Below are 21,072 nucleotides of genomic sequence, written 5' to 3'. Positions count from 1 at the left end.
GCCCATTGGCGATGGATCAACAAGAGGTGCACCGATCATGAACGAAGACGAAATTCGCGGCCGTAATCTGATCACGGATGGCCGCTTTTCTGACAACTGGAGCAAGAATTGGCCACGCTTGAATAATGACGGGTTTGTCGCGACTTATGGTGATCCTGGCTATGGTCAGTACCTGGCGCTGGTGATCAAGGCCACCGTCGGCCAGACGTTTGAAACAGTAAACCTGACGGCACGCCAGTTCGAAGGCGCGACCTACAAAATCAACTTTGTTTATGAAAACTATCTTTCGGGTGCCGGCTCCAAGGTGATCCTGAAGACCAGCAGCGGAACAGTCGATGAGATCGACTTGAGTGGCAGGAAAGTTTCCGAGGATACACTGGCTGACTGGAACGAGTTTTACGACTATCCCATCGCGAAAGCGGTGGCGGACGACAGAACTATTTCGGTGGAACTGCTAGGACCTTCCGAACAATCCGAATCGAGAGCATTGCGCATCACTGACATCGACGTGCAGCTGCATCTTGTGCCGCTGAAGTTGGCGAGTTTGCAAGTTGATGACAGGTCATATCCGGTGCCTGCGTGAGATAAGCGCACCACGCATCCTGTGAGAGCGAGCCCGATTTACCGGGCGGTTCTCCAGTCAAAATGATTATTGGAGGTCGGCGATTGCCCGGGCGGTAGCCCGGGCAATTCAAGTTGTGTGTCCGTGTCGAGATGGGGCTGTTTAGATACCGTCCGAGACGGCCGGGTCTACGGAGACGGCAGGGTCTACGATGACGGGAATTACCAGATACGACGAGGGCAAAACAGAACATTCAACCTTGATCGAGAAAGAGTCACTAGGTCTAACCCTTGGAATGTAAAGTGCCCAAGATGCATTTCTTCCCGTGGTGATCATTTGTTCTATCTGCATGTCCGGTGTTAGACCGATACCCGAATTGGAAGGCGGAACTTCCCAAGCCAGTTTCATCTGCGCACCGTCAGTCGGGCTGCTGACAATCGCCCTGAAAAAAACCACCAGTCCTGCAACATTGTTTGGAATATGAATGGGCTCACCATCCAAGGGACTACTGGGGGCCAATACTTGAAGTTCGTCAGACGGGTTGGCCGACAGTAGCGTACTGATCGCCACATTAATCGGCGTAGTCATGCCTTGCCCGGCCAGGCTCAGTTGGAAAGTGCCGCTTTTGGAAGCCCCGGTGATATTCCAGCTATAAGTGGTTTGAGCGCTGCCGAAGGCCGGCGCACTGGTGACGTTCGCCGGATCGAGTCCGCTTTTGATGCTGCACGTCAGCGTCACCGGATGGCCGGCCAATGGGCTACCCGGTTTGGGTGTCAGCGTGAGGGTCTGAGCCGTTCCCCGGATAAATACATTGCCCCCTGCCGGGACGGGTGCGTTGGCGATCTTGATCTCCGCTTCATCGGCCAGGTTATCCGACAGCAATTTACTGATAGGCAAAGTGATCGACGTAGTCATGCCTTGCCCGGCCAGGCTCAGCTGGAAAGTGCCGCTGTTGGTAGCCCCGGTGATATTCCAGCTATAAGTGGTTTGAGCGCTGTCGAAGGCGGGCGCACTGGTTACGTTCACCGGATCCAGTCCGCTTTTAATGCTGCACGTCAGCGTCACCGGATGGCCGGCCAATGGGCTACCCGGTTTGGGTGTCAGCGTGAGGGACTGAGCCGTTCCTCGGAAAAACACATTGCCCCCTGCCGGGACGGGCGCGTTGGCGATCTTGACCTCCACTTCATCGGCCAGGTTATCCGACAATAATTTACTGATCGCCACATCGATCGGCGTGGTCATGCCTTGCCCGGCCAGGCTCAGTTGGAAAGTGCCGCTTTTGGAAGCCCCGGTGATATTCCAGCTATAAGTGGTTTGAGCGCTGCCGTAGGCCGGCGCACTGGTGACGTTCGCCGGATCGAGTCCGCTTTTGATGCTGCACGTCAGCGTCACCGGATGGCCGGCCAATGGGCTACCCGGTTTGGGTGTCAGCGTGAGGGCCTGAGCCGTTCCCCGGATAAACACATTGCCCTCTGCCGGGACGGGCGCGTTGTCGATCGTGACCTCCGCTTCATCCAGCAAGTTTTTGGACAACACTCGAGAGGGCAGTGGAAACAATTCATCGGTTTCCGTGAACTTGAACTGCAGATCGAGAAAGCCGCTTTTGTTGGTCGTCGTGATGGTCCATTTCGGTAATGCACCACCAGGGGAGGTCGGGATAAGTTGCTCTTCACCCAGCGGAGGGTTGAATGTCATGCCCAAGTCCGGGTTGAGGTCATCCGCCACCAAAGCGACTTTCATTCCCGGCAGTGAACCGCCTGGCACCGGTTCGAGTTCCAGGACATAGGTGTCTGTCCGGAAAAACGTCAGGTTCGGGTTGCTCAGATCTCCGATGGCCACGCTGTTGAGCTTGATCGACTTGAATTGATCGGCTGTGAGTTTCGAGATGATTCGGCTGTTGATGGTCAGGGCTGTGGGGGTGTTGTCGCAGATCGCCTGGAGAGTGAACGCCCCCACGGTTTTGCCGGTCACCTTCCATTCAAGTTGCAGGTTGTCCGGTACGGCGCGAGAGGTGTTGAGCGCTGGCTCGTAAACATTGCCCGGGCTGGCGCCTGTTTCTGTCAATTTCACATTGAGGCCGCGCATCCACGGCTCGAAGGTCAATCTCAGAACTGCCGTTTCATCCGGAAAAAACAGTGCGCCCATTCCCGAGATTGGCCGGTCTCGCACCTCGATCTTTGAGACTTCATCCGCGAGGCTCTCCGAGATCACCCGAGCATGGATGTCCCAATTTTTTTGAGTCTTGAACAAGCCAGTTCGAGTGTGAAAAAGCCACTTTTAGCCGCCGTCGGTGTGGAATTGATGAGCCAATCGGTTTCCGTTTCGTTCGAAGGCACCGGTTTGCCGATATTCAAATCAGGAACGGTAATGCCCAATGCCGCCAAATCGCTGGATGACTTCAGTGTGAGAATTGAGTTTGCGAAAATCCAATTCGGATTCACCAGCTTCAACGTGTTGGATTTACCGCGGGTACAGATGGGGCCAATGTCGACAACTTCGGGAACCGCTTTGCCATTTATTTGCAGTGTGGCCATATTGTTCCAAGGCGTCACATCCAGTGCGGTCACCGGGATTTCAACTCGGGCGTAACCTGTTTCGTAATACAGACTGGGCACTTCCAGAATGATCGGATATGAGCGTCCTTCGACCGGTTTGAAAACCAAAGGTGTGACTGCACCGTTACTATCGGGTATGGCCGGACCCAGTTGCTGGTTTCCCAGTACCCACTTCGCCGGAAAAGGCACGGGCTGGTCAGTGTAATAGCTGACTTCCCGAGCCTTCAGCGTTGCTTCCTCGTCATACTCGACCACCACAAACTGCTCATTACCTGTGATATCGAGAAACTTGAGGCGGTGATGCCCCGACGAGCCCGAGATCTTGTAGGCAGGGGAAGTGAACTCGGTCTGGACCCACATCTGGAAAGGCTGCGCCGCCGCATCAGATGCCGCCCGGGGACAATTGACCGTCCAGGTAACACCGGCTTCACCAAAAGGTTGATAAGTGTTGGCCGCAGGAATGCTGGTAAATGGCAACGCAGGCAGGTTTGGATCCCGATCCAGTTTCACGCCCTGATTGATCCACGGGCTGTCGGCTTCGGCTTTGATAGCGAAGGTGTGCTCAGCGCCATAGCAAAAGTACAACGGGCCGGTAGCAGTTGCCTTGGGGTCTTGATTCTGTGCCATGAGCGGTCTCCCGTTGACCGGTGAAATAACTCTACTATCGGGAGCTATTCAGAAACTGGCTACTGTCAGAACTTACAGGTCGATTAGGCTCTTTTGCTATATCTAGCCATCGAGTTGGATATCAGGCGATATGGAAGCGCTAGAACACCCCATCTTTCTTCCAGCTCAAATACCGCGTCACCAGATTCGTTCCTAACTCCTCGGGGCGAGCATCCAGCACCGCCACTCCATGGGCGCCCAGTCGTTCATGCAATTCGTTGCGTGCGTTCAAGTAGTCTACGGTCCCGCAATAATTCAATGCCTCGGTCAAGGTTTGCACCGGTTCCTGCCGCAGGTTGTCGAGTATTTGTTCGCGCAAACTGGCAACCAGCACCCGATGTTTGCGGCTCATGAGTTTGACTGCGCTGAGCAGTTCTTCATCGTCCTCATCTCGCAGGTTGGTTATCCATACAACCAGGCTGCGGGATTTCTGCCGGGTCAGTAATTGGTTGGCAGCAGCCTGGTAATCGGCGCTGCGCTGGCTGCTATTCAGGTCGTAAACGGTGTTAAGCAAGACGTTGAGTTGCCCGGCGCCTTTTACCGGCGCGAGGTAACGCGCTTGCTCGCTGGCAAACGTGCACAACCCCACGGCATCGCCCTGACGCAAGGCCACATAACTGAGCAACAGGCAGGCGTTGAGGGCGTGGTCGAAATGGCTGAGTTCGCCATCCTGGCTGCGCATCCGTCGTCCGCAGTCGAGCATGAAAATAATCTGCTGGTCGCGTTCGTCCTGATACTCCCGGGCAATCGGCGTGCGCTGGCGGGCGGTGGCTTTCCAATCGATCTGCCGCAGGCTGTCGCCCTCGCGAAATTCGCGCAGTTGGTGAAACTCCAGCCCCAGGCCGCGACGCTGGCGCTGGCGTACGCCGAGCTGGCTGAGCCAGTTGTCCACCGCCAGCAGTTGGCCGCCATAGAGGCGGGCGAAATCCGGGTAGACGCGGGTGGTGTCTTCCACGTTCAGCAAGCGCTTGTCGGACCACAGGCCCAATGGGCTGGGAAGATTGATTTCGCAGTGTTCGAAGGCGAAGTGGCCGCGCCGCAGAGGGCGCAGGCGATAGCTGATCAGGCTGTCGTTGACCGGGTTGCAGTTCGAGGGATTGAGGCAGGTGTTCGAAGCTCAAGCCATCGGGGGCATAGTCGAAGACCTGCACGTTCAGTGGTTGGGCAAAATCATGCTCGACCTCCAGTTGCACGTCACCCCAGCGACCCAACGCCAGGCTGCCGGGCATCTGCCGTTTGAGGCGCGGCGAGGGCAGGCGTTTAAGGCGGATGGCGTCGAGAACGGCCAGTGTAAAAAGCGCCAGCAGCAGCGCCCAACTGATCGATTGCAGGTTTTGCGGCATCGCTATTTCGAGCGCCCGCAATGCACCGAGCACGATGCCCAGGCCCAGCAGCACCGAGAGCCAGATCAGCAGCAGGCGCGAGGGTTTCATAGCCGCGCACATCCTGTGGCGAGGGAGCTTGCTCCCGCTCGGCTGCGCAGCAGTCGTAAATCCGCAGAACGCATTCGACCTGATATTTTGGGGCCGCTTCGCAGCCCAGCGGGAGCAAGCTCCCTCGCCACAGGGGCTATGTGCAAGACCTTGATCACAGGCGCGGCGCCGGCACTTGGTCGAGCAGTTGCTCAAGCACCTGATCAACGTCCAGCCCTTCGATGTCCAGCTCCGGAGCGATCCGCACCCGATGGCGCAACACCGCCAGCGCACAGCCCTTGATGTCGTCGGGAATCACAAACTCGCCACCGCGCAACAACGCCCGCGCCCGCGCACAACGCACCAGGGCGATGGAGGCCCGCGGGCCCGCGCCGAGGGTCAGGCCGGGCCAGGAGCGAGTGGCCCGGGCCACGCGGATGGCGTAGTCGAGCACCTGTTCATCGAGGGGCAAGTCGCTGGCGATGCGTTGCAGCGCCATCACATCCTTGGCCTGCAACACCGTGCGCAAGGGCTGCACGTCGAGCATATCTGCCCGGGTCGAGCGGCTGACCTGGCGGACCATGTCCAGCTCTTGCTCGGCGTCGGGGTAGTCCATGCGCACCTTGAGCATGAAGCGATCCAGCTCGGCTTCCGGCAGTGGGTACGTGCCTTCCTGTTCAATGGGGTTTTGCGTGGCGAGCACCATGAACGGTTGCGTGATGGGCAGTGCCCGCCCTTCAAGGGTGACCTGGCGTTCCTGCATGGCTTCAAGCAGCGCCGCCTGGGTTTTGGCCGGGGCGCGGTTGATTTCGTCGGCCAGCAACAGGTTGGTGAACAACGGTCCCTTGCGCAGTTTGAACTGCTCGGTTTGCAGGTCGTACACCGCGTGCCCGGTGATGTCGCCGGGGAGCAGGTCCGGGGTGAACTGGATGCGCGCGAACTCACCGCCGAAGCAGCGGGCGAGGGCGCGGACCAGCAGGGTTTTGCCCAGGCCGGGCACGCCTTCGAGCAACACGTGGCCGCCAGCGATCAGCGCGGTAAGCACGTCATCGATCACGGTGTCCTGGCCGATAACCGCCTTCTGCAATTCGCTGCGCACGGCTTGGGCCAATTGACTGGCGCGCTGGCGCTGCTGGGCGGCGTGCTGTTGTGTGCCGGGCTCGATCTCACTCATAGGGCATTCCTCAAGGTTTGCAGGTGGGCGACCTGACGGCTGAACTCAGCGCTGGACAGCCGCTGTTTCGGGCGTGGGCTCAGGGCCTGGCTGATGGCGCGGGTGGGTTGCGGGTCAGGCGCGCGAGCAGCCAGCCATTGTTCGGCAACCGCCAATTGTTCGAAGCCGGGATGGCGGCGTCGGGCGCGGCGCAAAATGTCTTGCTGCAAGGCTTGCAGCAGGTTGTTCTGCCCATTGCGACGCAACATGAAATCGGCGCTGGCGCGCAAGTGTTCCTGAAGTTGGCGGCGTGCCCTTGGAGCGGGCTCAAGGATTGGACCCTGACGTACACCGACATGCCAGCAACCGAGGATGATCAACGCTGCGAGGGCGACCAGCGCCTGGGGAAAGTAGCGCAGCAACAAGGTCAGCAGCGAATCGTGATCGGTGTTGTACAGCAGCGTCACGCTGGTGTCGGCGTTCAAGTACCAGAGCAGCCAGGCATTGTCGTATTTCTCGATGGCCGGGGTTTTCCACAGGTCGGCGTCGGTGACCACGGTGATTGAACCGAGCCCGTGGTCCAGCTGCATCATGTGCGTGGCCTTGCCACTGTTGGCCCAGGACTGGGCGAGATTTTTCGGGTCTTCGAGATGGAACTCGGTATCGAAGCTGACGTAAGCCGGGGCGTCTTCGTCCTCGAGGTAGAGCTTGGTCAGTTTTGGATACGGATCGTCGATGGGGTCGGGCGGTGGGTCCTTGAGGTCTTTGCTGAGGATCTGGTGCAGTTGCACTCGATCGAGCAGCACGTCATTGCTCTGGCCAGTCTTTTCATCCCACAAGGATTCGGCAACGAATAGCAGACGGCCGCCGGCCCGGGTCCAGTTCAACACCTGATCGATCTGGCGCGGGGTCATGGTCGAGCGGTCCCCGAGCAGCAACAGGCTGTGTTGGCGCGGGTCGATGCCGGGCAGCACGTCGAGGCTATTGGCGTGAGTAACGGCGAGGCCTTGTTTGCGCAGGAACTGCTCCGCCGCCAGGTAGGGATTGGCCCGGGCCTCGGGGGAGGCGCCGTGATCGACGACTTCCTGATAGGGCGTGGCCTTGAGGTACAGATACACGCACAACGCGCCAAGCAACACCGCGAACAACGCGCCAAGCGCCTGCCATCCACGCCGGCTCAATGGGCGGCTCCCGGGGTGAACAGCGCGCGCCAGCCGTCGCAGAGTTCCTGTTGCAGTTGCGCCGGTGGCAAGCGGTGCCCGTAGGCCATGTTCTGCCAATGACGGGTCAGGCTTTGACTGAAGGCCAGCAACGCCGGCTGTTGCAGCTGCGCGACGCGCACCAGCACCTGGCCTTCGGTGTCGGCGTCTTTCAAGGGCAGGTTGAAGTCATGCAGCAAGCGGCTGAGCAGGGCGCGATACAGCAACCCGAGGGCCTCCCGAGGGTTGGACTGCCAGAGGATTTCGGCGCTCCCGGCAACGTCGTCGGGCAGGGTTTCGTGATGGACGTCCAGCCCGAATAACTGCTTGGGCACTGGGCGATTCACCTTGCTGCGCAAGGCCGGTCGACGGCTGACAAACGCCTGCAACCACTCGCGGTAACGCCAGATCAACAGCCCGACGGCAGCAATCACCGCGCCCCACAACAGCACTTCGATCAGCGTGGCCAGTGCGCCGAAACGTTGATTGTCCAGCAGTCCAAGCAGCGTCTTCAGCCATTCTGGGGCGTTGCCATCGCTCGGGGTTTTGGTGGTGGTTTTGTCTTCGCCAAAACGATATCGGGTAACGGTTTCCTTGTTCTTGAACGGCGGCTGATCAAGGATCGCCTTGATGCTGTCCCGGGACGCCTGACTGGTCAGGGGCTGGTCCAGCAGGCGCGGCGTGTCCGGTGAAATGACCGGCTCGGCGGCCCAGACGGTTTGCGTCGTCGGTATGCATACGATCACCGCCAGCAACACGGCGACTGCCGCGCCGCTCAGGCGCTGGCGCATCCGACGGAACACCAGTTCAATGTCCCAGGCCTCCAGCACCGTGCGTCGGTTCAGGTAAAGGCTGAAGCCGCAGGCGACGTAGATCGGTTCCCACACCACCAGCACCAGAGCGTAAAAGGCGTTGGTCAGGTGCTCCAGCCACCGCCAGTCGTGATTGGCCGCGGCGATGAGGGTTTGCCAGTTCCAGTCCAGCTCGATCTGCTGGGGCAGGAGCAGGTAGAACAGCACCATCAAGCCGATCCACAAGGCGCTTTCCAGGTGCACGCCAATGATCGTCAGCCACTGCGCGGCGCCGGCATTGCGCTGCAGTAATACGTGCAGACGCTGTTGTCGCGCGATACCGCTCAAGCCTTCAAGTTGCACCACTGGCATCACGAAGCTACGGCTCAGGCTCAGGCGTCGCCAGGTCAGGCTCGCCAGCAGTTGTGGCTTGAGCAGTTGCGGCCATTGGCGCAGGGCCTGTTTGAGGGTGGGGGTTTCACCGAACAGGGTTTGGGACAGGATGTACAACGGCAGTCGTTCGAACGCCGGTTTGAGCCACCAGAAAATAAACACGGCCAGCGACGGCGAATCCCACAACAGCAGGCTGAGCACGGCGAATGTCGGCAAGGTCACGATGGCCCAACTGGTCATCAACAGGCGACGGTGCCGTTGACTCATCAGCACGCCCAGGTCCATGGCTTCCCAGGTGATGCGCGGGCGAATCACCACGGTGGCGTCACTCAGGCGCATGGCGGGTCCGTCCGGCAAACAGCAGGTATACCGCCACCAACAACCAGAGCGCAGCACCGACCAGGTATTTGGTCATTGGCGTAGGTGCGGTCATGGACGACCAGTAGGCTTCGATAAACGCAGCAATCAGCAGAAACAGCATGACCCCGCAAATCAGTAGCACGCTTTTACGCGCCGCCACACGCAAGGATTCGGCCCGAGGCAGGCGCCCGGGTGCAATCAGCGCCCAGCCCAGTTGCAGGCCGGCAGCGCCGGACAGGGCGATTGCGCTCAACTCGAAGGCCCCGTGGCCAATCACGAATGACCAGAAGGTTTGCCCGTAACCGATGTGGGTCAGGTGCCCGGCCACCGCACCGATCGTCAAGCCGTTGAAGAACAGGAAAAACGCGCTACCCAGGCCAAACAGCAAACCGCTGGCGAAGGTCTGAAAGGCGATACCGATGTTGTGCATGATGTAGTAGCCGAACATCACCCAGTCTTCGCTGGCCGCCCGTTCGGCCGACCGCCCGAGGTGCCCGGCAACGGGGTCGTACATGCTTTGCATCTCGGTCACCTGCTCGGTCGGGATCAGGTTGTAGATCAGGTCCGGGAACAGGTACACCAGCAAGCCCATGCCGATCAGGCTGCCAAAAAACATCAGGCCGGCAGCCAATACAAAGCGCCACTGCTGGCGCACCAGTTGCGGGAAACCGGCCAGGATAAACGCCAGTGCGTTGGCCCCCAACTGGCTGCGATGCCGATAAAACTGTTGATGGCCACGCAGCACCTGATGCTGCAACGAATCCACCAGGAAACTGCTGTAGCCGCGCTCGCGGGCCAGGGCCAGGTGTTGGCAGAGGCGTCGATAGTCTTTCGGGAAACTGGCGATTCGTGAGGCTTCCTTGCCCCGTTCCAACCGGTCAAGCATGAGGGCGAACTGCTCCCATTCGGCCTTGTGGCGACTTTCGAACAGGCTTTGCTTCATGCGGGGCCCAACAAGCTGCGGGCGATGCCGTTGAGTTCAGTCACCGCTTGTGGTGCTGGAACCTGCAACGGTTGAGCGAGGACGGTTGCCAGTTCCTGGACTCGGGCACCGGAGAGTTCACCCTGGCGTTCGGCAAAACCGAGGATGGCGCGTTGCTCGGTCAGCGTCAGGGCAAACACAGGGCGCCGGGGTTGGGCTTCGGGCAGTTCGGGGCGGGTGAGCGGTTTTTCGCTGTAGATCACCAGCGTGCCGGCCATCAGGTCGCCGAGGCGCTTGAAGGTCGGGTGTTGCAGGCAACTGATGGCCCCGAGGAAATAGCCGAACGGCAACAGGTCGACAAAACGCAGCAGATTGCGCAGCAACGAGGCCGACCAGCCGACGGGCGTGCCATCGTCCTGCACCACCCGCAAACCCATCCATTGCTTGCCGGGCGAGCGACCCTGATTGAGCACCTCGAACAGCACCATGTACCACCAACTGACCCCGAACAGCAGGATTGAGCCCAGCCCGGCACCGAGTTTGCCGAGAAACGCCAGAACGGTGAACAGCAAACCGAGGATCAGCCCGCGCAGCCCGAGGTCGATGGAGAACGCCAGTGCACGGATCATCAGCCCGGCCGGGCGCAGTGGCAAGTCGATGCCTTCGGGCGTTTCGACTTGATACCGCGTGTCCAGTGGCGGGGACAGCGTCGCTTTCCTTGGCAGTGCTGTGCTCTCGAGCATGGGCAACCTGAATGATGGGGCCGGATCGGGATTCAATCTTCGTCCGATGCTAGCAGCCTCTCGGGGGAAACGACATAACTATGTATTGCACGGTGAGTTGTCAGAGGTGATTGAATGACAGATTGACTGGCCGCAGCGACTTGTCTGCGCCTAGACTTCGTCGGTCTTCAGTTCAGGAACAGCCCGTGACCTCCATCTTCTGGTACGACTATGAAACCACTGGCATCAACCCCCGTTGTGACCGCCCGCTGCAAGTGGCGGGGATTCGCACCGACTTCGAACTCAATGAAATAGACGAGCCGGTCAATCTTTACTGCCAGCCCAGCGATGACATCCTGCCGCATCCGGCTGCCTGCGCGATCACCGGTATCACGCCGAGTCGCCTGGCCAGGCAAGGGTTGAGCGAAGCCGACTTCATGACGCGGGTGCATGCCCAACTCGCGGCCCCCGGTACCTGTGGGGCGGGTTACAACACGTTGCGTTTCGACGACGAGATGACCCGTTACAGCCTGTATCGAAACTTTTTCGACCCGTATGCCCGCGAGTGGCAGGGCGGCAACAGCCGCTGGGACCTGATTGATGTGGTGCGCGCAGCCTATGCCTTGCGTCCCGATGGCCTGAGCTGGCCTACGGATGACGAAGGACGGGTGACGCTCAAGCTGGATCGTCTGACGGTGGCCAATGGCATCGATCATGGCAACGCCCACGAGGCCTTGTCGGACGTGCGCGCCACCATTGCCCTGGCCCGTCTGATTCGGGAAAAACAACCGAAGCTGTATGACTGGCTGTTCCAGTTACGCAGTAAACAGAAGGTGATGGATCAGGTTCGGCTGCTGCAACCGATGGTGCACATCTCCGGGCGTTTTTCGGCAGCTCGCCACTATGTGGGTGTGGTGCTGCCGTTGGCCTGGCACCCGCGCAACAAGAACGCACTGATAGTTTGCGACTTGCACCTCGATCCCCAGGGCTTGCTCGATCTGGATGCTGAGACGCTGCGTCAGCGCCTGTATACCCGCCGCGATGATCTGGCTGACGGCGAGTTGCCGGTGCCGCTCAAACTCATTCATATCAACAAATGCCCGGTGGTGGCACCGCTCTCGGTACTTCGTTCTGAAGATCAGCAACGCCTGGGGCTGGATATGGCGCTATATCAGGAACGGGCGCTGCGGCTAAGTGACGCACAACAAGTTTGGCGAGATAAAGTCGCGGCGATTTATTCCAGCGACGATTTCTCATCAAGCCAGGACCCGGAGCAACAGTTATACGATGGCTTTATCGGAGATCGGGATCGGCGTTTGTGTGAGCAAGTCAGAGCCGCTGACCCTGCACAATTAGCGCAACAACAATGGCCGTTCGATGATGAACGTTTACCTGAATTATTGTTTCGATATCGCGCACGCAACTTTCCCGATACGTTGAATTTCGAAGAGCAAGAACGCTGGCGAATATTCTGTCAGCAACGATTGTCGGCGCCTGAATGGGGAGCGCCAAATACCCTGGAATCATTTGCAGAGGCAGCCACCCAATTGGCGATTAGTGCTACATCGATTCAGCGAGAGGTGCTCAATGAATGGCAGAATTATGTCCAGGCATTACGCAAACGTTTGAGTCTTTGAGTTCGAACATGAAGGTTGCCTGAACCTCAGGCATAAAAAAACGCCAGCATCAGCTGGCGTTCTTTTGAGTCGCGAAATCAGTCTGCGACAGGCGTTGCGGCTTAGCCCAGCAGGGTAGCCCAGCCTTCAACCACGTCACCGCCCCACTTGGCTTTCCACTCTTTCAGAGTTTTGTGGTTGCCACCTTTGGTTTCGATGACTTCGCCGTTGTGCGGGTTTTTGTATTGTTTAACTTTGCGAGCACGCTTGGTGCCAGTAGTTTTTACTGCGCCGCCGCGTGGTGCTTTGGTTTTGGACTCTGGATCCAACAGCGCGATGATGTCACGCAGGGATTTGGAGTATTCACCCATCAGGGTGCGCAGTTTGCCTTCGAATTCCAGCTCGGTTTGCAGTTTGTCGTCTTGGGACAGGTTCTTCAAACGGGCTTGCAGCTCTTTGATAGCTTCTTCGGTGGCGCGGTATTCGTTGATCAAGGACATGAGGACTACCTTATGTAGGACGCAGGATGGCAGGGGACAGTGCGGCAATAATAGTCAGGGTGTTTCATCAAGTAAACATTTAACCGGAGTTTATTTAATTTAGTTACGGTGAGCCGGTCACAAAACCGATGTATTGTTAAATAGTGTCAGGGTAGTCATCACAGATATTCACAATTGTTCTCTTGAAGATGGGCTACAAGAACACCATCGCGAGGGCAGTGACGCTGCCAGAACCCCTGTCGCTGAACGGCGTGCCGGGCAAGGCGTCATCAATACTGCAGTTTTGCTGCGCAATCGCTAGAATGGCGGCCTTTGCGAAGTTCTGGAGTTTGACCCTCATGCGCACTTTTCGGCTGGTGATTGCTTGCCCGGACCGCGTCGGCATCGTTGCTAAAGTCAGTAACTTTCTGGCGTCACATAACGGCTGGATCACTGAAGCGAGCCATCACTCGGACAATCTCAGTGGCTGGTTCTTCATGCGTCACGAAATTCGTGCCGATTCGCTGCCTTTTGGTATTGAGGCTTTGCGCGAAGCGTTCGCGCCGATAGCCGAAGAGTTCTCGATGAACTGGCGTATTACCGACACTGCGCAGAAAAAGCGCGTGGTGTTGATGGCCAGCCGTGAATCTCATTGCCTGGCTGACTTGCTGCACCGCTGGCACAGTGATGAACTGGATTGCGAAATTTCCTGCGTGATCTCCAACCATGACGACTTGCGCAGCATGGTCGAGTGGCACGGCATTCCGTACTACCACGTACCGGTCAATCCGCAAGACAAAGAGCCGGCCTTCGCCGAAGTTTCGCGCCTGGTCAAACAGCACGATGCCGAAGTGGTAGTACTTGCCCGTTATATGCAGATTCTGCCGCCAGCGTTGTGCAGCGAATATGCCCACAAAGTCATCAACATTCACCACAGCTTCCTGCCGTCGTTCGTTGGTGCCAAGCCGTACCACCAGGCTTCCCTGCGTGGCGTGAAGCTGATCGGCGCCACTTGCCACTATGTCACCGAAGAACTGGACGCCGGTCCGATCATCGAGCAGGACGTGGTGCGTGTCAGCCACAGCGACAGCATCGAAGACATGGTGCGCTTCGGTCGCGACGTCGAGAAGATGGTGCTGGCCCGCGGTCTGCGTTATCACCTGGAAGACCGGGTGCTGGTGCACGGCAATAAAACTGTCGTGTTCTAACACTGCACGGTTGAAATTCGAAGGGCCTGGGCGTTCAATCGCTCAGGCCCTTCGCCGTTTCAGCACTAAGGACATGACCATGGCCGATCCACTGGATAAAGCCACTTCCAAGGCGCCCGCCACGTTGGGCGAGGGTTGTTTGAGTCGTTATGATCCGGATGAGATGAGCCCGGAAGACGGGACAGAGTTTCCCGGTGCGGCCGAGTTGTGGGAGGAGTTGAAGCCCGAGTCCGACGATGAAAGGATTAAACCCTGAAAAGATCGTCCGAACGCGGCCCGAGCCTTCGGGAGCTCCTACGCCTGCTTGAGCTTCATTAACTTTTTAAGCAGCGGTCGCCCAAGCATTAGCAAAAACACCGGTCCACCGACGACCAGATAGAAGTAATACGTCACCGCCCGCCAGATCAGAATCGCTGCCGCTGCAGTCGATTTTCCCACCATGGGCGCCAACAGCGCCGCCGACGTCAACTCCGCCGCCCCGGCACCGCCCGGCAACAGGCTGAACTGCCCCGCGCTCAGCGAGAGCATTTGAATCAGAAAGGTCCAGGCCCACTGCAAATCCGCCCCCAAACCGCGCAACGCCAGATACAGCACGCTATAACGCACGGCCCAATGCAGGCAGGTTAAGGCAAACACCTTGATCAGCGTCTGATAAGGCAATTTCAGCGTGTCAGTGAACGCCGCCAGAAAATGCAGGAGTTTTCGCGCCCAACGCAGGCGCGTGGTCGCTTTGACATTCAGGCGCGCCAGCAGCCGACCGCTCAGGCGAATCAGTAGGCGATGGTAGCGAGCCACCACCACGCAACTGACCAACCCACCGAACATCGAGACGGCGCTGACCGTCAGCAGCCACTCCATGCGTTGGCTGAGGTGCTGGAACAGCGCATAAATCAGAATCCCGCTGAGGGCGCAGAGAAAGAACAGCAAGTCGCTCAATTGGTCCATGGCGAACACCGCGCTGCCCCTGGCCGGGCGCACGCCATTGCGCGCGAGCAAGGCCATGATGGTCAGCGGCCCGCCACTGCCGCCGGGTGTGGCGCAGTAGGCGAACTCGGCGGCCATCACCACGCCGAGGCTTTTGAGGCGGGTGACCTTGTCGCGCTGATCGCCGAGCAACAGGCGCAAACGCATCGTGTTGACCACCCAGCAGAGCAGGATCATGGCGAACATGATCAGCAATTCGCTCAGCGGAAAGTTTTGCAGTCGCGACCAGGTTTCGTTGCCGCCCAGCACCAGCGGGATCAGCACCGCCGCCAGCAAGGCGAGGAACAGCAGAATCCCGCGACTCATGCGGCGCGACCGAAACGGTCATTTTGCAGCGTCAGCCAGTTGGCCTTGGTCATTGGCACACGGCCCTCGTCGAGCAAGCGTTTAAGGGTTTGCAGCCAGTAATTGCGCGAGAATTCATGGCGCATGTCCACCGGGTGCAGACCGAGGCGAATCACCGGTGCTTGCTGCCAGCGTTGTTCACGTTGATCGCTGACGAGTTTGGACACGCCCCGGCGCCAGGCGCTTCGGGCACTCCACACCAGCCCCGGTGCATCGATCGCCGTGAAGTCTGGCAGACGATACAGATGTTGCGAGTCGCTGGTGTAACTCAATGGCAACTGACGCAAGGCCTGACGCGTACCTTCGCTCATCAGCCAGGCAGGCGCTACAAAACCCTGTAAGGGCCAATGGTAACGATCAAACACTTCAATACCGGCGCGCAGGCGGGCGAGGGCCGCCTCCCGGGACAGGCTATAGAACTCGCCTTCGTGAGTGTAGATCCGCCGCATAAACCAGTCCCGTGGCGTGGTTGCCGGCGGGCTGTCATCGCAGTGGAAGTAGCCGTGCAGGGCCAATTCGTCGCCCAGGGCGAGGCGACGGCTCAGTCGTCGCCGAAATCCCGGATGGGCTTCGAGGGCGTCGTGCTTGTGAAAGTCGGGCACCACCAGCCAGGTCATCGGCACGCCGCCCAAGGCGTCGACAGCATCGACGAACGGCTGGTAATCGGCCCAGGTCTGCGGCGCCACGTCGTGCAGCACCAACAGCAGGGCGGGCGCGCTCATGGACTCAACCATTGACGGTCAGCGGCCAGTGGCTGCCGAGCACAGCGTGATAGTGGCCCAGCAGGCTGTTGACCACCGAGTCCCAGGCGTAATGCCGTTCCACATGTTGCCGGGCCAGCTGACCCAGTGCGACGCTGCCCTGACTGAACAACTCGCGCACCGTGTTGGCCATGGCCAAGGGATTGTTCGGCGCGCACAGCAGGCCGCATTGATCAGTGACAATTTCCTGAAAAGCCCCAGCCGCCACAGCGACGACCGGAATGCCGCTGGCCATGGCTTCGAGGATCACCAGGCCGAAGGTCTCTTGATCGCCGGCATGCAGCAACGCATCGGCACTGGCCATCAATCGCGCGACCTGCGCCGCCGGGCAGAACTCATCGACCACCGTGACGTTGTCCGGCACCTGGGCCGGCATCGATGAACCCACCAACAGCAAGTGATAGCGAGGCCCCAGGTGTTGCATGCAACCGAGCAACACCGGCAGGTTTTTCTCCTTGGAGCCACGACCAGCGAAGATCAGCAGCCGGGTGTCTTCATCAATCCCCAGTTCGGCCCGCAGGCCCGGATCGCGGTGACTCGGGTTAAAGGTTTGCAGGTCAACACCCAGCGGTTGCACGAACACGTTGCGCACCCCCAGACCGATCAGTTTGTCCGCCATGACCTGGCTCGGCGCCAACACCCGGTCGAAGTTGCCATAGAGCTTGCTGACATAGGCTTCGACATTGGTGGTTACCCAGTGGCCCATGCGATTGCTGACCAACAGTGGCAAGTCCGAATGATAAAAGCCGATCACCGGCACATCGAGTTGGCGTCGGGCATCCAGCGCCGCCCAAGCGGTGAGGTAGGGGTCGCCGACTTCGATCAGGTCAGGCTGCAAATCCTGCAAAACATTGCGCCACGGCGCCAGGCGAAGGGGAAAGCGATAACCCTTGCCGAAGGGCAGGGCGGGGGCGGGAACCTTGTACACACCGTCCTGCTCGCTCAGGTGCTTGCCCGGGATCAGCAAACTGTGACGAATACCCGGTTTTACACTCAGGCGACGGTGCTTGGCGTCCAGATAAGTGCGCACGCCACCGCTGGCAGGGGCGTAGAACATGGTTATGTCAGCGATATGCACGGTGAACATCCCTCCGGTCGGTGTCACTCCTTTGGTTGACCTTTATGAAGGATAGATGTTCGGTGGGGGTTGTGGAGCGGGGCGGGGTGTCAGCGGGATTTTGTGGTGTTTGGGAGGCCGTCTTCGCGGGCAAGCTCGCTCCCACAGGGGATTTGTGAACGACACAAATCCAATGTGGGAGCGAGCTTGCTCGCGATGAGGCCTTCAGGAACGCATCAGATCCGGAAACTGCCGACCAACTGCTTCAACCGCGCAGCCTGCTGCTCAAGGTCCGAGCACGCCCGTAACGTCGATTGCAGGTTCTCCACACCTTCCTGGTTCAGCGTGTTGATCTCGGTAATGTCGACGTTGATCGACTCCACCACTGCCGTCTGTTCCTCGGTAGCGGTGGCCACCGACTGGTTCATTCCGTCGATCTCGCCGATGCGCAACGTCACGCTGTTCAAGCGCTCACCGGCCAGGTTGGCGATTTCCACGCTGTCCTGGCTGTGGCGTTGGCTTTCGCTCATGGTGCTCACGGATTCACGGGCGCCGACTTGCAACTCCTCGATCATGGTTTGCACCTGTTGCGCCGATTCCTGAGTACGGTGCGCCAGGTTACGAACTTCGTCGGCCACTACCGCAAACCCGCGCCCGGCTTCACCGGCACGTGCCGCTTCAATGGCCGCGTTGAGGGCCAGCAGGTTGGTTTGCTGGGAGATGCTGGTGATCACTTCGAGAATCTGGCCGATGTTCACGGTTTTGCTGTTCAGCGACTCGATGTTGGTGCTCGACGCGCTAAGCATGGTCGACAGTTGATTCATCGCTTTAATGCTGCGATCCACCACTTGCTGACCGTCTTCGGCCAGGCTGCGCGCATCGCTGGCCTGATTCGACGCTTGTGCGGCGTTGCGGGCGATTTCCTGGGCGGCGGCACCGAGTTGGTTGATCGCGGCGGCCACGCTGTTGGTGCGCGAGGCTTGCTGGTCGGAGTTGAACATCGACGAGTTCGAGGCCGCGACCACGCGCAACGCCACTTCGTTGACCTGGCCGGTGGCCGAGGACACTTCGCGAATCGACGTATGAATCCGCTCCACGAAACGGTTGAAAGCGGTGCCGAGGATGCCGAATTCGTCCTGGTTCACGATGGTCAGGCGTTTGGTCAGGTCGCCTTCACCGTCGGCGATGTCTTCCATGGCGCGGGTCATGACGTGCAACGGCTGGATCAGGATACGGATCAGCATGTCCGAGCAGGGCGATGATGACGCCACGGCAATGGTGGTCGCGATGATGGCCGAGGTGCGGAACTCGCTAAGCATGGCGAACGCCTTGCCCTTGTCCACGGAGAGGCCGATGTACCAGTTGACCGAGGATAGCCCTTTGATTGGGGTAAAAGTCACGATGCGGGTTTTGCCATCAACCTGGATTTCGCTCGGTTGATTGCCGATGACTGGCGTGTCTTGCGGGTAGACGTCCTTGAGGGTTTTCATCACCAGCGCTTTGTCCGGGTGAACCAGGATCTTGCCATCGGCGCTGACCAGGAAGGCATAACCCATGCCGTCGAAGTCCAGCGCGATGAGGCTGTCGGCGATCACTTGCAGGCTCAAATCGCCGCCGACCACGCCCACGTCCTGACCGTCCTTGAGGACGCGGTTGACGATGGAGATCACCAATTGGCCAGAGGCCATATCGATGTAGGGTTCAGTCAGCGCCGAACCGCTGGAACCTTGGGCCGTTTTGTACCAAGGGCGAACGCGAGGATCGTAGCCGTCGGGCATCTTGCTGTTCGGGCGAATAATGAAGGTGCCATCCTTGTTGCCCAGGAACGCCCCCATAAAGGTAGAACTCACCGCTTTTTGTTCGAGCAGGCTGCCAACGTTGCCAGCCTCTGGGTTCAGTGCAACGGTTTGCGACAGGTTTTCGATCAGCAGGCTGCGACCGGCCAGCCAGGTTTGAATGTTTTTGGCAGTAACGCTACCCATTTCTTGTAGATAGTTGTCCAGATCGCGGCGAATCGCATTGCGTTGCAAATAGTCGTTGTACAACGTGAACGAGGCAAAGGCAGCAATAACGATCAGGGCGGCGGCAAGCAGGATTTTATGGCTGAAGCGCAGATTTTTGTTCATGGCTTGGGGTGTCCGCTAAGGTCTAAATGTCCAGGGCGTGCTTTTATAAAGACGCGCCAAACGGGCAGTGGTGAAAGTAAGCTGATATTCCGTCTCTCCTTAGGGAATTACCGACGCTCTTTTCAGTCTGGTCTCTCGCCTCTTTTTATCGGCCGTGAAGGATCAAAGATTAACCATGGGTGACAAAATGCCGGACTCATCGCAACTCGTTATCGGCGCCGACCTTGCGGGGCAGCCGATCACCCAGGCCATGCGCCTGGCGAACCGTCACGGTCTGGTCGCGGGCGCCACCGGCGCCGGCAAAACCGTCACCTTGCAGCGTCTGGCCGAAGCGTTTAGCGATGCAGGTGTGGCGGTGTTCGCGGCCGATATCAAAGGTGACCTGTGCGGCCTCGGTGCCGCCGGCAATCCGCAAGGCAAGGTCGCCGAGCGGATCGCCGGGATGCCTTGGCTCAATTACACGCCGCAGGCCTATCCGGTGACGTTGTGGGACATTCACGGTGAGAGCGGTCATCCATTGCGCACCACCCTGAGTGAAATGGGACCGTTGCTGATCGGCGCCCTGCTGGAACTGACCGACAGCCAGCAGTCGGCGCTGTACGCCGCGTTCAAGGTCGCGGACCGCGAAGGCCTGTTACTGCTGGATCTCAAGGACTTGAAAGCGCTGCTCAATCACCTGCGGGACAACCCGCAATTGTTGGGCGACGATGCGGCATTAATGACCACTGGTTCCAGTCAGGCCCTGCTGCGGCGGTTGGCAACCCTGGAACAGCAGGGTGCCGAAGCGCTGTTTGGCGAGCCGGCGCTGCAACTCGAAGACATTCTGCAACCGGCCGCCGATGGTCGCGCGCGTATTCACCTGCTCGATGCCAGCCGTCTGGTGCATGAAGCGCCGAAGGTTTATGCGACGTTCCTGCTGTGGTTGTTGGCTGAACTGTTCGAGCAACTGCCGGAGCGCGGCGATGCGGACAAACCACTGCTGGCGTTGTTTTTCGACGAGGCGCACTTGTTGTTCGCCGGCACGCCCAAGGCGTTGCAGGATCGGCTGGAGCAAGTGGTGCGGTTGATTCGTTCCAAAGGCGTCGGCGTGTATTTCGTCACCCAATCACCGGGGGACTTGCCGGACGACGTGCTGGCCCAGCTCGGCCTGCGTGTTCAGCATGGCTTGCGGGCGTTCACCACCAAGGAGCAGAAATCCTTGCGCGCCGTGGCTGAAGGCTTCCGGCCAAACCCGGCGTTTGATGCCTTGTCGGTGTTGACCGAGCTGGGGATTGGCGAAGCGCTGGTCGGGACCTTGCAGGACAAGGGCACGCCGGAGATGGTCCAGCGGGTGCTGGTCGCACCGCCGCAATCGCGGATCGGGCCGTTGACCGAAACCGAACGCACGATGCTGATCGCCGGGTCGCCGTTCAAGGGGCGTTATGACAAACCAATTGATCGTGAGTCGGCGTATGAAGTGCTGATGGCACGTAAGAGTCTGGCGCCTGAAGCCGAGGTGGCGGCGGGTAAGCCTGCGCCAGAAGAGCCGAGTTTCACCGACAAAGCCGGGGAATTCCTCGGTACGGCGGCGGGGCAGGCGCTTAAATCGGCGATGCGACAGGCGGCTAATCAGTTGGGCCGACAGTTGGTGCGCGGGTTGATGGGCTCGTTGCTTGGCGGCAGCAAACGCCGATAGCAAGCGGGCACGGTCAAAATGTGGGAGCGGGCTTGCTCGCGAATGCGGTGCGTCATTCAACAATGATGTTGAATGTTAGACCGCGT

The 21,072-nt window shown here is 59.2% G+C and carries 17 protein-coding genes and 2 pseudogenes; 5 read left to right on the top strand and 14 right to left on the bottom strand.

Going from position 1 to position 21,072, the window contains the following annotated elements:
- Window positions 1-37: 37 nt before the first annotated feature.
- Entirely contained in the window at window positions 38-583 is a 546-nt protein-coding gene (locus RHM58_RS01280) for a hypothetical protein (RefSeq protein ID WP_322269476.1), read from the top strand.
- A gap of 141 nt (window positions 584-724) precedes the next feature.
- Here RHM58_RS01280 and RHM58_RS01275 read toward each other — a convergent pair whose 3' ends face one another.
- The 8 genes and pseudogenes from RHM58_RS01275 to RHM58_RS01240 all read right to left on the bottom strand — a co-directional run bounded on the left by RHM58_RS01275 (window position 725) and on the right by RHM58_RS01240 (window position 10,756).
- On the bottom strand, window positions 725-2,812 hold the full coding sequence (locus tag RHM58_RS01275; RefSeq protein WP_322269475.1) for a hypothetical protein: 2,088 nt from the start codon (window positions 2,810-2,812) through the stop codon (window positions 725-727).
- Window positions 2,770-3,744 carry a hypothetical protein gene (locus RHM58_RS01270; RefSeq protein WP_322269473.1) on the bottom strand — a complete coding sequence of 325 codons (975 nt, stop codon included), beginning with the start codon at window positions 3,742-3,744 and terminating at the stop codon, window positions 2,770-2,772. Before RHM58_RS01270 ends, RHM58_RS01275 begins: the two co-directional genes overlap by 43 nt.
- A 139-nt stretch (window positions 3,745-3,883) precedes the next feature.
- A pseudogene (locus tag RHM58_RS01265) lies at window positions 3,884-5,216 on the bottom strand (DUF58 domain-containing protein).
- 154 nt (window positions 5,217-5,370) lie between these two features.
- Entirely contained in the window at window positions 5,371-6,369 is a 999-nt protein-coding gene (locus RHM58_RS01260) for a MoxR family ATPase (protein WP_322269472.1), read from the bottom strand.
- Complete coding sequence (locus tag RHM58_RS01255; RefSeq protein WP_322269471.1) at window positions 6,366-7,529, bottom strand: DUF4350 domain-containing protein; 1,164 nt, start codon at window positions 7,527-7,529, stop codon at window positions 6,366-6,368. The genes RHM58_RS01260 and RHM58_RS01255 overlap by 4 nt, the downstream gene beginning before the upstream one ends.
- Window positions 7,526-9,070 (bottom strand): DUF4129 domain-containing protein, encoded by a 1,545-nt coding sequence (locus RHM58_RS01250; protein WP_322269470.1) that lies wholly within the window; start codon window positions 9,068-9,070, stop codon window positions 7,526-7,528. The genes RHM58_RS01255 and RHM58_RS01250 overlap by 4 nt, the downstream gene beginning before the upstream one ends.
- Window positions 9,057-10,034, bottom strand: a complete 978-nt coding sequence (locus RHM58_RS01245) for a stage II sporulation protein M (RefSeq protein WP_322269469.1) — start codon at window positions 10,032-10,034, stop codon at window positions 9,057-9,059. The genes RHM58_RS01250 and RHM58_RS01245 overlap by 14 nt, the downstream gene beginning before the upstream one ends.
- Entirely contained in the window at window positions 10,031-10,756 is a 726-nt protein-coding gene (locus RHM58_RS01240; RefSeq protein ID WP_322269467.1) for an RDD family protein, read from the bottom strand. Before RHM58_RS01240 ends, RHM58_RS01245 begins: the two co-directional genes overlap by 4 nt.
- A 185-nt stretch (window positions 10,757-10,941) precedes the next feature.
- Between RHM58_RS01240 and sbcB the strand changes: the two genes are divergently transcribed.
- A complete protein-coding gene (gene sbcB, locus RHM58_RS01235) occupies window positions 10,942-12,372 on the top strand; it encodes an exodeoxyribonuclease I (protein WP_201206204.1) in 1,431 nt (476 codons plus the stop codon).
- Between the two features lie 101 nt (window positions 12,373-12,473).
- Here sbcB and mvaT read toward each other — a convergent pair whose 3' ends face one another.
- Window positions 12,474-12,851 carry a histone-like nucleoid-structuring protein MvaT gene (gene mvaT / locus RHM58_RS01230; protein WP_007933316.1) on the bottom strand — a complete coding sequence of 126 codons (378 nt, stop codon included), beginning with the start codon at window positions 12,849-12,851 and terminating at the stop codon, window positions 12,474-12,476.
- Between the two features lie 338 nt (window positions 12,852-13,189).
- Here mvaT and purU point away from each other — a divergent pair, with 338 nt between their 5' ends.
- Complete coding sequence (gene purU, locus RHM58_RS01225; protein ID WP_201206202.1) at window positions 13,190-14,038, top strand: formyltetrahydrofolate deformylase; 849 nt, start codon at window positions 13,190-13,192, stop codon at window positions 14,036-14,038.
- Window positions 14,039-14,117: 79 nt separating this feature from the next.
- Window positions 14,118-14,294 carry a hypothetical protein gene (locus RHM58_RS01220; RefSeq protein ID WP_322269465.1) on the top strand — a complete coding sequence of 59 codons (177 nt, stop codon included), beginning with the start codon at window positions 14,118-14,120 and terminating at the stop codon, window positions 14,292-14,294.
- Window positions 14,295-14,332: 38 nt separating this feature from the next.
- Here the strand turns inward: RHM58_RS01220 and RHM58_RS01215 are convergent, their stop codons facing one another.
- The 5 genes and pseudogenes from RHM58_RS01215 to RHM58_RS33880 form a co-directional block, all read right to left on the bottom strand.
- Window positions 14,333-15,328 carry a lysylphosphatidylglycerol synthase transmembrane domain-containing protein gene (locus RHM58_RS01215; protein WP_201206199.1) on the bottom strand — a complete coding sequence of 332 codons (996 nt, stop codon included), beginning with the start codon at window positions 15,326-15,328 and terminating at the stop codon, window positions 14,333-14,335.
- Entirely contained in the window at window positions 15,325-16,101 is a 777-nt protein-coding gene (locus tag RHM58_RS01210) for a polysaccharide deacetylase family protein (RefSeq protein ID WP_322269464.1), read from the bottom strand. Before RHM58_RS01210 ends, RHM58_RS01215 begins: the two co-directional genes overlap by 4 nt.
- On the bottom strand, window positions 16,094-17,215 hold the full coding sequence (locus tag RHM58_RS01205; RefSeq protein WP_201256806.1) for a glycosyltransferase family 4 protein: 1,122 nt from the start codon (window positions 17,213-17,215) through the stop codon (window positions 16,094-16,096). Before RHM58_RS01205 ends, RHM58_RS01210 begins: the two co-directional genes overlap by 8 nt.
- Window positions 17,216-17,421: 206 nt before the next feature.
- Window positions 17,422-18,186, bottom strand: coding sequence for a methyl-accepting chemotaxis protein (locus RHM58_RS33885; RefSeq protein WP_416195314.1), 765 nt, complete (start codon window positions 18,184-18,186; stop codon window positions 17,422-17,424).
- Window positions 18,187-18,279: 93 nt separating this feature from the next.
- Window positions 18,280-19,311: pseudogene (locus RHM58_RS33880) on the bottom strand (cache and HAMP domain-containing protein); the annotation flags it as partial.
- Between the two features lie 187 nt (window positions 19,312-19,498).
- Here RHM58_RS33880 and RHM58_RS01195 point away from each other — a divergent pair.
- Complete coding sequence (locus RHM58_RS01195; protein WP_322270801.1) at window positions 19,499-20,986, top strand: helicase HerA-like domain-containing protein; 1,488 nt, start codon at window positions 19,499-19,501, stop codon at window positions 20,984-20,986.
- Window positions 20,987-21,072: the final 86 nt, after the last annotated feature.

This window comes from Pseudomonas sp. 10S4, from assembly GCF_034344865.1.
Classification (GTDB): domain Bacteria; phylum Pseudomonadota; class Gammaproteobacteria; order Pseudomonadales; family Pseudomonadaceae; genus Aquipseudomonas.
This window is presented reverse-complemented; position numbering and strand designations above follow the sequence as displayed.

Bases quoted from the DNA above. Each gene is read 5' to 3' on its own strand.
- RHM58_RS01280 (WP_322269476.1), top strand. From the start codon at position 38: ATGAACGAAGACGAAATTCGCGGCCGTAATCTGATCACGGATGGCCGC.
- RHM58_RS01270 (WP_322269473.1), bottom strand. From the start codon at position 3,744: ATGGCACAGAATCAAGACCCCAAGGCAACTGCTACCGGCCCGTTGTAC.
- RHM58_RS01260 (WP_322269472.1), bottom strand. From the start codon at position 6,369: ATGAGTGAGATCGAGCCCGGCACACAACAGCACGCCGCCCAGCAGCGC.
- RHM58_RS01250 (WP_322269470.1), bottom strand. From the start codon at position 9,070: ATGCGCCTGAGTGACGCCACCGTGGTGATTCGCCCGCGCATCACCTGG.
- RHM58_RS01245 (WP_322269469.1), bottom strand. From the start codon at position 10,034: ATGAAGCAAAGCCTGTTCGAAAGTCGCCACAAGGCCGAATGGGAGCAG.
- RHM58_RS01240 (WP_322269467.1), bottom strand. From the start codon at position 10,756: ATGCTCGAGAGCACAGCACTGCCAAGGAAAGCGACGCTGTCCCCGCCA.
- mvaT (WP_007933316.1), bottom strand. From the start codon at position 12,851: ATGTCCTTGATCAACGAATACCGCGCCACCGAAGAAGCTATCAAAGAG.
- purU (WP_201206202.1), top strand. From the start codon at position 13,190: ATGCGCACTTTTCGGCTGGTGATTGCTTGCCCGGACCGCGTCGGCATC.
- RHM58_RS01220 (WP_322269465.1), top strand. From the start codon at position 14,118: ATGGCCGATCCACTGGATAAAGCCACTTCCAAGGCGCCCGCCACGTTG.
- RHM58_RS01215 (WP_201206199.1), bottom strand. From the start codon at position 15,328: ATGAGTCGCGGGATTCTGCTGTTCCTCGCCTTGCTGGCGGCGGTGCTG.
- RHM58_RS01210 (WP_322269464.1), bottom strand. From the start codon at position 16,101: ATGGTTGAGTCCATGAGCGCGCCCGCCCTGCTGTTGGTGCTGCACGAC.
- RHM58_RS01205 (WP_201256806.1), bottom strand. From the start codon at position 17,215: ATGTTCACCGTGCATATCGCTGACATAACCATGTTCTACGCCCCTGCC.
- RHM58_RS33885 (WP_416195314.1), bottom strand. From the start codon at position 18,186: ATGTTCAACTCCGACCAGCAAGCCTCGCGCACCAACAGCGTGGCCGCC.
- RHM58_RS01195 (WP_322270801.1), top strand. From the start codon at position 19,499: ATGCCGGACTCATCGCAACTCGTTATCGGCGCCGACCTTGCGGGGCAG.